This is a genomic window from Hymenobacter armeniacus (genome assembly GCF_014699055.1).
Taxonomy (GTDB): Bacteria; Bacteroidota; Bacteroidia; order Cytophagales; family Hymenobacteraceae; genus Hymenobacter; species Hymenobacter armeniacus.
Map to the genome: position 1 here is coordinate 71,527 of NZ_JACXAC010000002.1, position 12,760 is coordinate 84,286.

Sequence of the window (12,760 nt, forward strand, 5' to 3'; positions counted from 1 at the left end):
CTTATGCCTTTGGTTGCTGTAAAGCTTAGGGTAATTGTATTACTATTATTGGTTGTGCTATTAGTAATAGAATTTGCTGTACTTTGCCCGTTGTTATTTGCGTTAAACGAAATAATGGTACCCGGGGGGGGTGGACTACTAGTCGCGCTAGTAGGCAGAACAGTCCAATTGGGATTGTTGGTGCCTATGGATGTAGGTGTACCAAAAATTGCAGGTATAGTCAGTTTAATGGCACTAAGCTTTAAACTGTTATTTGATGATACGTTGGTGAAAGTAACGGTATAGTTTGTTGGTGTGTTAGAACAAACCTGACCTGGTGATATAACTGCGCGAAGGTCCGGTGACGCAGCCGCATCTGTAAACACTACCTCCGCGTGCCGCAGCGAGGACAGCCCATCGGCCGTGGCTTTCAACGTGGCATCTAATTCGTCTGCATGGAGTGGCACCTGCCAGGTGGTAGCCAAATTGCCATTCGCATCTGCCGTGGCAGTGTAAGGTTGGTGGGCAGGCGACGTTTGGTTATCATTATCTGGGTCAGCCGGATAAATGACCAACACCTGCATGGTAATGCTTTCATTTGCCTGAAAGCCGCTGCCGGTAATGTAGACCGTGGACCCAGGAGGATAGTCGGCCTTATCTGTGGCAATGGTGGCTTGTGCATGAGCATTCAGTGCGCCTAAAAGGCTCATGAGTAGCACCCATAAGGCCCCGCAGGCCCTCAAATGCTTTACCCGCGTTGTAAAAAGGTAAATCTTGTCCATGCGATGGGGTTTGAAAAAAGTTTAGAAGAAAATAGACTGAAAAGGCATAAGCATCCCAGGCTCACGTCTGTGAGCATGTTTACGGACAACAAAATCTATTTAAAATTACAGTTACAAACATAAATTAAATTTTCTATATAAAAAATTTAATTTTAATTATTTATTAAGATTATATTAAATTTTTATCCTTTTATTAAGAATAGATGAGTTTTAGTATGAAAAAGGCCTTCGGCACCCAATCAGTCGAAACTTTTGGGTGCCGAAGGCCTTCGGCAAAGGAGGGATGAAAAATGCTTAGCTGCCTACCGGCGTCTGGATGGCAGGCGGCGTGGGGTTGTACTCGGCCGTGGCCGTGCGGTGCTCGGCGCTTTTCTTGCCCTTGTCGTCCTTCACGTCGCGGCGGCTGAAGGGGCGAATGATGAGGCGCAGCGCCTGGTCGGAGCTGAAGTAGCTGAAGGCCCAGTCCACAAAGGCCACCACCTTGTTGCGGAAGCCCACCAGCGTCATCAGGTGCACAAACAGCCACGTAAACCAGCCGAAAAAGCCGTTGAAGTGGATGTTTTTGGGTAGGTCGACCACGGCCTTGTTGCGGCTCACAATGGCCATGGCGCCCTTGTTGTTGTACACGAAATCTTTGGGGGTTTCGCCACGCAGCAGGCGCTGGAGGTTGTCGGCCAAGTGGTCGGCTTGCTGCTGGGCCACGGGGGCCAGCATGGGCAAGCCGCGGGGCATGTCGTCGGTCACCATGTTGGCCACGTCGCCGATGGCGAAGACATTGGCCAGGCCCGGCACTTGGTTCCAGCGGTTTACGCTGATGCGCTTGTTGCGGGCCACCGCCTCGGCGGGCAAGCCGGGCACCTCGGCGCCGTTCACGCCGGCGGCCCACACCAGGTTTTCGGTCGGGATGTATTCGGTATCAGAATAATACGCCCGGCAGTTCTCAAAATTCTTGATGGACGTGTTCAGCATAATTTTTACACCCAGCTCATCCAAGTAGCGCTTGGCGTCGGCCTGCGAAGCCGGCGACATGGGCCCCAGCAAGGCCGGGCCGGCCTCGACCAGGAAAATCTGCATGGCGCGCAGGTCCAGCTCCGGATAGTCCTTGGGCAGCACGTGCTTGCGCATCTCGGCCAAGGAGCCGCTGATTTCGACGCCCGTGGGCCCGCCGCCCACCACCACGATGTTGAGCAGGGCCTGCTTTTCTTCGGGGTTTTCGGTGAGCAGGGCTTTCTCGAAATTCTGGAAGATGAAGCTGCGCAGGTTCAACGCATTCGGGATGCTCTTGATTTGCATGGCGTTGCGCTCGATGCTTTCCAGCCCGAAGAAGTTGGTGAGCGAGCCCGTGGCCAGCACCAGGTAGTCGTAGCGAATGTCGCCCACGCTGGTCACCACCGTGTTGGTGGTGGGCTCCACGCGGTGCACGTCGGCCATGCGGTAGAAGAAGTTTTTCTGGCCCGCAAAAATCTTCCGGATGGGGTAGGCAATGCTGTCGGCCTCCAGTGCGCCGGTGGCCACCTGGTACAGCAGCGGCTGGAAATTGTGGTAATTATTGCGGTCAATCACCACCACTTGCACCGGCGCCTTGCGCAGGGCCTTGGCCAGGCGCAGGCCGCCAAAGCCGCAGCCGATGATGACCACGCGCGGATTGCCCGAAACGGGAAGGTTCGTATCCATGAACTTGAAATAAAGCGAAGTAGAAACCTGTGCTTTACCCCAAATGTTGGCCGGAAGTTGCCCGAACGCACCCGCGGGCGCGCTACCGACGAGGTATTAGTCGTCGTTGTATTTCTTCTTGAACTCGCCGTTTTTCACCTGCTGCACCAGCTTCAGCCAGCTGAAGGGGTTGAGCAGTGGGTTGTTGGCGTAGGTGCTGGGCCCGAAGCCGGCGCGCACGTCCTGGTTGTACTGCTGGTTCTGCATGGTTTGGCGGAAGTTGGCCACCGCGCCCATGGGCTGGGTCCGGAAAATGCGGTCCATGAGCTCCTGATTGAGGTTGTCGGCGGCGGCGCTGCCTTTCTCGGTGGGCAGGCGCAGGGCTAGGAAGGCCTTCTTGAAATCGCGCTCGGTGGTGTAGGGAAACACGCGCACCTCGGGCAGCACGGTGGCGTCTTCGGTGAGTTGCACCACCACGGAGTAGCTCTGGCGCTGGTAGTCGCGCGGAATCACCACGGTGTAGTTGGCGTAGCCCAGTGAACGGATGATGATGCTGTCGCCGGCCAGCACGGCCAACGAGAAGTAGCCGTAGGCATTGGATGAGGTGCCGCGGCCGGCTTTAGGCACGTAGATGGTGGCGCCGGGCACGCCGAGCAGGCTGTCGCCGGTGGCCACGATGCCGGTAAACTGAATAATTTTGCGCTTGCCCTGGGCGTGGGCCGAGGGCGCCGCCAGCAGCAGCCCGCCCACCAGCACGAGGGCGAAAAACAAAGAGAAGCGACGAAAGCGCAAGAAGTCAGGCATGTTCAGCAGTCAAGTAGACAAATATACGGCACCCGGGGCGGGGCCCATGGTACCTTTGGGCGGAAGAACCAAGGGCGCCCGCCCCTTCACACAGACAGCAGATGCGCTTGAAACATTTCACGGTTGCTTTTGGGCAGCAACTTTTTAAATCGTTGGGCGACGAAAGCCGCGTGCGCATCCTGCACCTGCTGTGGCGCAACCAGGAAATGGTGGTGGCCGATTTGGAGCAGGTGCTGGACTTTACGCAGACCAAAACCAGCCGGCAATTATCGTACTTGAAAAATGCAGGTTTGGTGAATGTGCGCCGCCTCGACAACTGGATGTACTATTTCCTCAAGGAAGAGGCGGTGGAACTGCTCCAGGAGTTGCTCGGCTTCATGGAAAAAGACCCCCAACTGGTGCGCGACCAGCAGATATACCAAACCCTGTGGTCGAACCGCGAACTAGCCGCGTATAAGCTCCAGAACCGGCACTGGCACGGCCCGGCGTAGACTTAAATTGTGCGTACATTTTAGGTAAGAACGTCATGCTGAGAGCAGCCGAAGCATGACGTTCTGTTAACTCTTCTCCGCTTTCCTTTCCCATGAGCGAAAACCGCCGCCTGTTTGTGTGCACCAACCAAAAATCTGGGGTAGGGGAGGACGTAGCCAAAGCCCTGAAAAAGGAGCTCAAGCACCAAGGCCTCAAAAAACAGGTGATTGACGGCCACAAAGTGCGCACCCAGGTGCAAACCTGCGACTGCCTCGACCTGTGCAAAGGCTGCAAAAAAGGGCCTGGCGCGGCCCTCATCGTGTACCCCGAGGGCACGGTATACGGCAACGTGCGGCCCGCCGACGCCGCCGAACTCGTGGCCGAGCACCTCGGCCGTGGCAAGGTGCTAAAGCGCTTGCGCTGGGACGAATAATTTGACGGTGGAGATGGCGGCCGCGGGGAAAGGTCCAACCGTAGCGCGATGTAATCCGTTGATAGGGCAAATCATCTGTTCTTATCCGCCGCTCCCATGCGCTTTTCTCTCGCAGCCCTGCTTCTAACCGGGCTGGCCTTCACCGCCGCCGCTCAACCGGCCGCTCCCCCCGATTCCGTTTACACCACGCCCGGCAGCGGCCTGGCTCCGCTGGCCAGCCAGGTAAAAGGGCCCAGCTCGTTCGGGCAGTTGGGCAAAAACAAACGCCTCACGCTGCTGCCCATTCCGGTGCTGTTTTATCAGGCCGAAACGGGCCTTGGCTATGGCCTGGGTGCGTTGCTCAGCGGCCGTTTTTCGGAGGACACCCTCACGCGCCCCTCCAACGCCCGCCTGCAATACTGGACCACCACCGAGGGCCAGTCGCTCATCCAGCTGGTGCACTCGGTGTACACGCCGGGCGAGAAATTTTACCTGAATGGCGAAATCAGCGCTTATGACATCCTGCTTTATTACTACGGCAAGGGCCCCGCTTCGGCCAGCATCGATGAGTCGGAAACGGCCTATAAGCTGTTCATCATCAACCAGCGCGTGCAGAAGCAGATTGCGCCCAAGCTGTTTTTCGGCGCGCAGTACCGCTTCACCAACATCGGCAAGGTAGAGTCGCCGGGCACGAACACCGACAACAACCGCCCCAGCTCGTTTTACACCGACCCGCGTGTGACCGAGCGCGAACGCCAGGCCACCCGCATTTCGGGCCTCGGCCCGGTGATTTCCTACGACACGCGCGACGTGCCCCTGGCCGCTTTCAAAGGCGATTTGCTCGACTTCGGCGCCACTTTCAACGGCACCGGGCTGGGGTCCGACTACCGGTTTGTGCGCTACCAGCTCGATGCGCGTCACTTTCAGCCCCTTGGTTCCAACCGGACCATTCTGGCGGCGCAGTTCCTCGGGCAGTTTCATACCGGCGACGTTCCTTTCCGCGAGCTGGCCGGCCTGGGCGCCAACCTCGGCGGCACGCTCTACAATAACGCCAACCTAATGCGTGGCATCTACGAGCAACGCTTCCGCGACCGGCAGATGATTATGTTCCAGGCCGAAATCCGGCACAAACTGTTTCCCAACGGCGGCAGCGTGCTAAGCCGGTTCGATGGGGCCGTGTTTGGCGGTGTGGGCAACGTGAACAACTACATCGACAAGTTTGCGCTCAACGACACCAAAGTGGCCGGTGGCGCCGGCATTCGCTTCAACTTCATCCGCCGCGACCGGGTGAACCTGCGCCTCGACTACGCGGGCGGCACCGGCAGCAAGCCGGGCATCCTCTTCGCCATCGGCGAAGCCTTCTAAAACGCGGCCGCACGGCCTTGTTTTGCTAAACACAACAGCTCCCCTGTCACTAGGGGGGCTGTTGTGCTTTATGGCAAGCCGGCGCAAACGGAGCTGGCGAGCTTTGCCGCTGCCTGCAGCCCGGCCTGCGGCTTAGTGGGCAATGCTGGCGAAAAGCCGGGTATTTTTTGGGCTTTTGCCTGCTCGCTAGGGTCAGTTTAATTGGGTTGGTTTTCAGAACAAAGCATTCGCTTCATGGTTGTGTATAAATAATTTGTTGCAAAAAAGCGGATAAGCTGAACACTACCTTTTGGTAGCGGCAGCCGTAGCAGAGGGTTGATGGAACACGCTACCCCTTCCCGTTTTCTGGCCTCTGGCGAGGCCAGTGCTACCGCGCCGCTGGCCAACTGGCTGCTGCCCCCGCCACGCCGAGGTCGCAGCGCCACCCTGCTGCACCAGCAACTGCCTCCACCGGCACCCGGCCTGCAGGCCAGCATCATCATTCCGGCCAAAGACGAAGCCGCCAACCTGCCCGCCACCCTGGCGGCGCTAGCGGCCCAGGTCGATTTACTCGGCCATGCCTTGCCCCGAGACAGCTTCGAAGTCATTATCCTGGCCAATAACTGCACCGATAAAACCGCGGCTGTGGTGCGCCGGCAAGCCCTGCGATTTCCGCAGTTGGCGCTGCACGTGGCTGAGCTCTGCCTCCCCGCCGCCAAAGCCCACGTGGGCCGGGCCCGCCGCCTGCTCATGGACGCCGCCTGCGCCCGCCTGGAGCAGGTTGGCCGCCTGCACGGCGTCATTGCCAGCACCGACGCCGACACCCGCGTGGCCCCCACCTGGCTGGCCGCCATCCAGGCCGAAATCGGGGCCGGAGCCGATGCCGTGGGGGGCCGCATCTTCACCGAAATGACCGGCCCGGCGCTGCAGCCGCTCCGCCGCATTCAGGTGGCCGATACGGCCTACCGCCTGCTCTGCGCCCGCCTCGAACATCTTATCGACCCCACACCCGCCGACCCCTGGCCGCGTCATCACCAGCACTTTGGCGCCTGCTTGGCCCTCACGGCACGCGCCTATCGGCAGGTGGGCGGGCTGCCCGAAGTTCGCTTTCTGGAAGATGAAGCCCTGTGCCAAGCCCTGCGCCGCCACGATTTGCGGCTGCGCCACAGCCCCGCCGTGCAGGTGCTCACTTCGGCGCGTCGCCAGGGCCGGGTAGAGGTAGGGCTTTCGTGGCAGCTGCGCGAGTGGCTGCACCTGAGCCGGCAGCAGCGCGAGCCCCGCGTGGATAACCCCGTGCAGCTAGCGCGTTGTTGGCAGCTGCGGCGCCAGCTACGCGCCCTTTGGCAGGGCCGGCTGGGCGCCGACACCGATGCCCTGCTCACGCGAATGGGCTTGCCGCAGGACGCCTTGCTGCAGCAGGTGCGGCGGGCGGACACTTTTGGCGCCCTCTGGGAGTGGGCCACCGCGCACAGCCCCACGCTGGTGCTGGCCCCGGTGCCGCTGGCGGAGGCGCTGCGCATGTTGCCCCGGCTCATCCGCGAAGCCGGGACCCTGGCGCAGGCCCGGGGCCATTCAGCGCTTTTCCAGCAGGTCGAGCCGGTAGGTTTCATGGCGCTGGCCGCCCAGGTGGCGTAGGGGGCCGGCCTCAGTGGTTTTGGCCAGGAAGAATTCGTGCACGTCGTCGCCCGTCAGCGGGTAGTCGTGCACCGGCGGCGTCCAGTGCACCAGCAGCAGGTGGGCGCCGGGTTGCAGGGCACCAATTAGCAAATCAGCCGAGCGCGTCAAATCGGCCGCCGACCAATAGTAGCCCACTTCCGACACCAGAATCAGGTCGAATTGCTGGGTGGGAAATTCTGCAGGCACGTTCATGCGGCGCAGCTCTACCTGCGGCAGGGCCGCGCAGCGGGCGCGGGCTTGGGCCAGTGCGGCCTCGCTCACGTCCACGGCCAGCAGGTGGCCGCAGCGGCCCGCCAGCTGCGCCGTGAGCACGCCCAGCGAGCAGCCCAGTTCAAAGGCCTCGGCGTAGTGCGGGCGGGGCAGGGCGGCCAGCGTGGCGGCGTACTTCTCCCGCTCGTAGGGGCTGGTTTCAAAATTCCACGGGTCGCGGTTCGCCTCGTACACGTGGTCAAAATATGCCGGCGGCAGGGTATTGGGCTGGTTCTGATTCATGGGGCTACGGCTTCAAAATAGACTTCCGCCGGCACCGCGAAATGCGCCAGCATGGCTTCCGACAACAAAAAGCCGTCGGCATCATCGGTGAAAACGCCCGGCGCTACTTGCGAGCGGTGCGCTGCAATGGCGCGCCCTTTCTGGCGCAGTCCGGCTTCGATGTTGACGCGAAAGCCTTGCACATCGTCCTGCGCTGTAGGGAGGTCTTCGGGAGCGGCGCGTTCCCAGGCCCACACCAGGTATTCGAGGCGGCGGGGCGGCTGGGGCATTTCGGCTAGCGCAGCCTGCACCAGCCGGCTGGTGGCGCGGTGGTCGGGGTGGGGGTCGCGGCGCCAGGGCACCAGCACGGTGGCGGCCGCGTGCTTTTCCAAAAATGCCCGCAGCTGCGCCACGGCCTCGGCAAACCTAGGTTCGGCCACTGAGCTGGGCACGCGGCCATCGGGCAAGCCCAGCAGCAGCGGCGCGTCATCGTCCAGCCCCAGCAGGGTGAGGGCGTGCCGGAACTCGGCCTCGCGCACGGCCCGCCGGGCGGTGGCCGAAAACAGCGCGGAGTTGGGGTGCGACATGCTGCCGTCGCTCACCAGCACGGCGGCTACGGGCACGTTGGCCTGCCGCAGCAGCGCCAGCAGCCCGCCGCAGCCCAGTGCTTCGTCATCGGGGTGGGGGGCCACCACCACGGTGGGGCCCAGCGCGGCCACGAAGCCGGGCGGCCGCATCGGGTAAGTGTCGAAGGGGAGAATAGGGTCAACCAAAGAGAACGGCGGTTCAAGCACCGGCTAGCTTACGAAGTTTTTGCCTTCGAGTACGAAGCGGCCCACATCGGCCAGGGCACCGTCGGGGGCGGGCTGGCGCAGGTAGTGGGTCAGGTCGCGGTGCAGGCGCTCGAACGGTTGAGGCTCCAGCAGGCCGCGGGCGCCCACGCAGCGCTCGGCCAGCCGCAGCATGTCGAGGCAAATGGTTTCGATGGCCGTGCGCATCATGTTGGCGTACGAAACCGTGGCCTCGGCTGCTTCGGTGGCTCCGGGGCGGGCGGCGTGCTCGGCGGCACCGCGCACCCACTGGAGGCCACTTTCCAGGGAAATGGCCATTTCGCCCAGCCGCTGGCGCTGGTAGGGGTCGTCGATGCGGCCCAGGCCGCGCAAAAAGGCGCGGGTTTCTTCAAACACGGCTTCGGCCCCGCCCAGCTGCACCGCCGCAAACCGAATGGCCCCGCCGCTGAACGCCGGCTGCCGGTAATACGCGTCGGGCGGGCCGATGAGGTCGTCGGGCCCAATTTTCAGCCCCGTCAAATCGGCCCGAAAGCTGGCCGTGGCCCGCATGCCCAGCGGCCGCCAGAACGAGCGGTCCAGCGCCGGTGCCTGCTTGTCGGCCGGCAGCACAAACAATTGCCAGCCTTGGCCCTCAGGCAGCGCCCCGGTGATGAGCGGCCGCGCCAGGTGGCCCGCGCCCGAGGCAAAGGTTTTGGCCCCGTGCAGGCGGTAGCACCCATTGGGCAGGGCTTCGAGGCGCACGCCGTCGGCCGGTACTTCGGTGTTCCACACCCCGAACAGGCGCCCGGCGTGGGCATCGGCGGCGTAGCGTGCCGCCTGCGCCGGCGTGCCCAGCTGCTGAATCAGCATCAGGGCATTCACATGGCCTTCGAACACACGCCCCACGGCCAGGTTGCCCCGCCCGATGTGCTGAAGCGTCCGGAGCAGGGGCAGGGTCGCGGCCGGCTCGTGCAGGCCCGCGCCGCCCAGGGCCGGCGGCAGGGCAGCCGTGAGCAGCCCCGCCGCCCGCAGCCAGCCAAATTCCTGCGTCGGAAACGCGCCCACCTCGTCGGTGGCCGCGGCCTGGGCAAAGAGGCGGGGCGCCAGAGCGGCCGCGGCGGCTTCGGCCTGCGCGGGAGTGGCCAGGGAGCGGGGCTCGGCTGGTTCCGCGCCTGAGGCGGTTGCGTCCACGGCGTCGGGGGCAGACTCGGCGCTGGGGCGGGGTAAAAAATCGGCCGACATGGGGTTATCAGTTCGTGGTGGAAGGAATAAACTATACCGTGAAAATGCCTCCGTGGTTCAGGTTGGCCCTTGCCGGGCCCGCGCCTACGGTGGAGCTAACAATTCGGTAACCTTGGTGCTAGGAGGCCACCGGACGGGTTCCGTACCTTCGCGGCGGCAATTGTGCCCAGCTTTTTCCCTCGTTTTATGTCGTCTCGTCCCGTTCGCGCCGCGTTGCTTTCCGTGTATCACAAAGACCGGCTGGCGCCCCTGGTGCAGGTGCTGCGGCAGCACGGCGTGACGCTGTACTCCACCGGCGGCACCCAGAAATTCCTGGAAGAAGAAGGCGCCGCCGTAACCGCCGTGGAAGACCTGACCGGCTTCCCCGAAGTATTCGGCGGCCGCGTGAAGACGCTGCACCCCAAGGTGTTTGGCGGCATCCTGCACCGCCGCCACGAGGCCGGCGACCTGGCCCAGGCCGAGCAGCACGGCATCCCGCCCATCGATTTGGTGGTGGTCGACCTCTACCCGTTTGAAGAAACCGTGGCCAGCGGGGCTGATGAGCAAGACGTCGTCGAGAAAATCGACATCGGCGGCATTTCGCTGCTGCGCGCCGCCGCCAAAAACTTCCGCGACGTGCTGGTGGTGAGCAGCCGCGACCAATACGAGGCCGTGACCGAGCTGCTGACCCAGAAAAACGGCGCCACCGACCTCGAAGACCGCCGCCACTACGCCGCCGCCGCCTTCGCCACCACCTCGCACTACGACACCGAGATTTTCAAATACGTGAGCCAGGGCACGGCCGTGGCCGGCACCGCCCTGCGCCAGAGCGCCCAGCCTGCCACGCCGCTGCGCTACGGCGAAAATCCCCACCAGGCCGGTACGTTCTACGGCGACCTGTCGGCGCTGTTCGACCAGCTGCACGGCAAGCAGCTGAGCTACAACAACCTGGTAGACGTGGACGCTGCCGTGGCCCTGATGGCCGAGTTTGCCGACGGCGAGCCAGCCTGCGCCATCCTCAAGCACACCAACGCCTGCGGCGTGGCCCAGGCCGCCACCCTGCGCGAGGCCTACGTGAACGCGCTAAGCTGCGACCCGACTTCGGCTTTCGGCGGCGTCATCATCGTGAACAAAGAAGTTGACGCGGCCACCGCCGCCGAGCTCAACCAGTTGTTCTTCGAGGTGCTGATTGCGCCCGGCTACGCCGCCGAGGCCCTGCCCGTGCTCCAGAGCAAGAAAAACCGGATTCTGCTGCGGCAAAAGCCGGTTGAGTTCCCGAAGAAGCAGGTGAAGACCCTGCTCAACGGCATCATCGAGCAGGACGCTGACCGGCAGACCGAAACTGCCGCCGACTTCCGCACCGTCACGCAGTCGGCCCCCACGGCCGAGGAAACGGAGGCGCTGGTTTTCGCCGCTAAAATCTGTAAGCACACCAAGAGCAACACCATCGTGCTGGCCCGCGCCGGCCAGCTGCTGGCCTCGGGCGTGGGCCAGACCAGCCGCGTTGATGCCCTGCGCCAGGCCATTGAAAAGGCCCGCGCCTTCGGCTTCGACCTGCACGGCGCCGTGATGGCCTCCGACGCCTTCTTCCCCTTCCCCGACTGCGTGGAAATTGCCGGCGCCGCGGGTATCCGCGCTGTGATCCAGCCCGGCGGCTCCATCAAGGACGCCGACAGCATCCGGGCCGCCGACGAGCTGGGCATGGCCATGGTGCTGACTGGCGTGCGCCACTTCAAGCACTAAGCGCAGACTCTGCCCAACCTGTGACAAAGGGGGGCATCGCCTCAACTGCATGAAAAGCCCCGGCTCTACCCAGAGCCGGGGCTTTTTGCACCTGGGAAGAAAAGGTATGACCTTTCGAAGCCGGCTACAATGAGAGGATGAGTTGCGCGTTGCGCTGCGCTCCGCTTCCAACAACAGGGGGCTGTCTTTCCAAAATGCCATAACTCCGTTCATCATGCCCGCCCAAACCTTCCGTACCTTTGCCCATTATTTTGCGTTGGCCCCCACCCACGCTTCGCCTTATTGCATATAATTCAATGGGTTTCTTTAATTTCCTGACCAGCGACATCGCCATCGACCTGGGCACGGCCAATACGCTCATCATCCACAACGACAAAATCGTGGTGGACGAGCCGAGCATCATCGCCAAAGACCGCACCACCAACAAAGTCATCGCCGTGGGCCGCCAGGCCCAGCAGATGCACGAGAAAACGCACGACAACATCCGCACCATCCGCCCGCTCAAGGACGGGGTAATTGCCGATTTCCACGCCGCCGAGGAAATGATTAAGGGCATGATTAAGATGATTGACACGCGCACGCGGCTGTTTCAGCCCTCGCACCGCATGGTCATCTGCATCCCGTCGGGCATTACGGAAGTGGAGAAACGCGCCGTGCGCGACTCCGCCGAGCACGCCGGGGCCAAGGAGGTCTGGATGATTCAGGAGCCCATGGCCGCCGCCATCGGCATCGGCATCGACGTGGAGCAGCCCGTGGGCTCGATGATTATCGACATCGGGGGTGGCACCACGGAAATTGCCGTTATCGCCCTGTCGGGCATCGTGTGCGACCAGTCGATTAAGACGGCCGGCGACGTCTTCAACCAGGACATTCTCGACTACATGCGCCGGCAGCACAACCTGCTCATCGGCGAGCGTTCGGCCGAGCGCATCAAAATCGAAGTGGGCGCCGCCCTTACCGAGCTCGACGTGCCGCCGCCCGACCACGAAGTGCGCGGCCGCGACCTGATGACGGGTATTCCGAAAGTTATCAAAGTGACCTTCTCCGAAATTGCCATTGCCCTCGACAAATCGGTGGCCAAAATCGAAGAAGCCGTGCTGAAAGCCCTCGAAATCTCGCCGCCCGAACTCTCGGCCGACATTTACGAAAACGGCATTCACCTCACCGGCGGCGGCGCGCTGCTGCGCGGCCTCGACAAGCGCTTGGCCGCCAAAACCAAGCTGCCCATTCACATTGCCGAAGACCCGCTGCGCGCCGTGGTGCGCGGCACCGGCAAGGCCATCAAGGACATTCAGGCCTTTAAGGGCGTGCTGCTGACGTAATTAAAGATTAATTAAGAATTAAGAATTCAGCATTAAAAATGAGCTTGGATGGGTAGTGCCCAATCTTAGTTCGGTTTTAATTCTCAATTCTTAATTCTTAATTTTTAATTA

The 12,760-nt window shown here is 62.1% G+C and carries 11 protein-coding genes; 6 read left to right on the plus strand and 5 right to left on the minus strand.

Going from position 1 to position 12,760, the window contains the following annotated elements; translation table 11 throughout:
- Positions 1-1,055 precede the first annotated feature (1,055 nt).
- Positions 1,056-2,435: an NAD(P)/FAD-dependent oxidoreductase gene (locus IC234_RS04795; protein WP_190922721.1), complete on the minus strand. Its 1,380-nt coding sequence runs from the start codon at positions 2,433-2,435 to the stop codon at positions 1,056-1,058.
- A 96-nt stretch (positions 2,436-2,531) separates the two neighbouring features.
- Positions 2,532-3,218, minus strand: coding sequence for a carboxypeptidase-like regulatory domain-containing protein (locus IC234_RS04800; RefSeq protein ID WP_190922722.1), 687 nt, complete (start codon positions 3,216-3,218; stop codon positions 2,532-2,534).
- Positions 3,219-3,319: 101 nt separating this feature from the next.
- On the opposite strand from IC234_RS04800, the gene IC234_RS04805 reads away from it, so the two are divergent.
- From IC234_RS04805 to IC234_RS04820, 4 genes are all read left to right on the plus strand, one after another.
- Entirely contained in the window at positions 3,320-3,709 is a 390-nt protein-coding gene (locus IC234_RS04805; protein WP_190922723.1) for an ArsR/SmtB family transcription factor, read from the plus strand.
- 92 nt (positions 3,710-3,801) lie between these two features.
- On the plus strand, positions 3,802-4,122 hold the full coding sequence (locus tag IC234_RS04810) for a (2Fe-2S) ferredoxin domain-containing protein (protein WP_190922724.1): 321 nt from the start codon (positions 3,802-3,804) through the stop codon (positions 4,120-4,122).
- A gap of 96 nt (positions 4,123-4,218) precedes the next feature.
- Positions 4,219-5,466, plus strand: a complete 1,248-nt coding sequence (locus IC234_RS04815; RefSeq protein WP_190922725.1) for a BamA/TamA family outer membrane protein — start codon at positions 4,219-4,221, stop codon at positions 5,464-5,466.
- Between the two features lie 318 nt (positions 5,467-5,784).
- Entirely contained in the window at positions 5,785-7,080 is a 1,296-nt protein-coding gene (locus IC234_RS04820; RefSeq protein ID WP_190922726.1) for a glycosyltransferase, read from the plus strand.
- On the opposite strand, the gene IC234_RS04825 is transcribed toward IC234_RS04820, so the two are convergent.
- The 3 genes from IC234_RS04825 to IC234_RS04835 are packed head-to-tail and all read right to left on the minus strand — an operon-like array spanning position 7,018 to position 9,605.
- Positions 7,018-7,614, minus strand: a complete 597-nt coding sequence (locus tag IC234_RS04825) for a class I SAM-dependent DNA methyltransferase (RefSeq protein WP_190922727.1) — start codon at positions 7,612-7,614, stop codon at positions 7,018-7,020. The two genes, IC234_RS04820 and IC234_RS04825, sit on opposite strands and share 63 nt — an antisense overlap.
- A complete protein-coding gene (locus IC234_RS04830) occupies positions 7,611-8,366 on the minus strand; it encodes a PIG-L deacetylase family protein (RefSeq protein WP_223827499.1) in 756 nt (251 codons plus the stop codon). The genes IC234_RS04825 and IC234_RS04830 overlap by 4 nt, the downstream gene beginning before the upstream one ends.
- A gap of 24 nt (positions 8,367-8,390) precedes the next feature.
- Positions 8,391-9,605, minus strand: coding sequence for an acyl-CoA dehydrogenase family protein (locus IC234_RS04835; protein WP_190922728.1), 1,215 nt, complete (start codon positions 9,603-9,605; stop codon positions 8,391-8,393).
- Positions 9,606-9,791: 186 nt separating this feature from the next.
- Here IC234_RS04835 and purH point away from each other — a divergent pair, with 186 nt between their 5' ends.
- Positions 9,792-11,327: a bifunctional phosphoribosylaminoimidazolecarboxamide formyltransferase/IMP cyclohydrolase gene (gene purH, locus IC234_RS04840; protein WP_190922729.1), complete on the plus strand. Its 1,536-nt coding sequence runs from the start codon at positions 9,792-9,794 to the stop codon at positions 11,325-11,327.
- 296 nt (positions 11,328-11,623) lie between these two features.
- Positions 11,624-12,649 (plus strand): rod shape-determining protein, encoded by a 1,026-nt coding sequence (locus tag IC234_RS04845; protein ID WP_046244199.1) that lies wholly within the window; start codon positions 11,624-11,626, stop codon positions 12,647-12,649.
- The last annotated feature ends 111 nt before the right edge of the window (positions 12,650-12,760 follow it).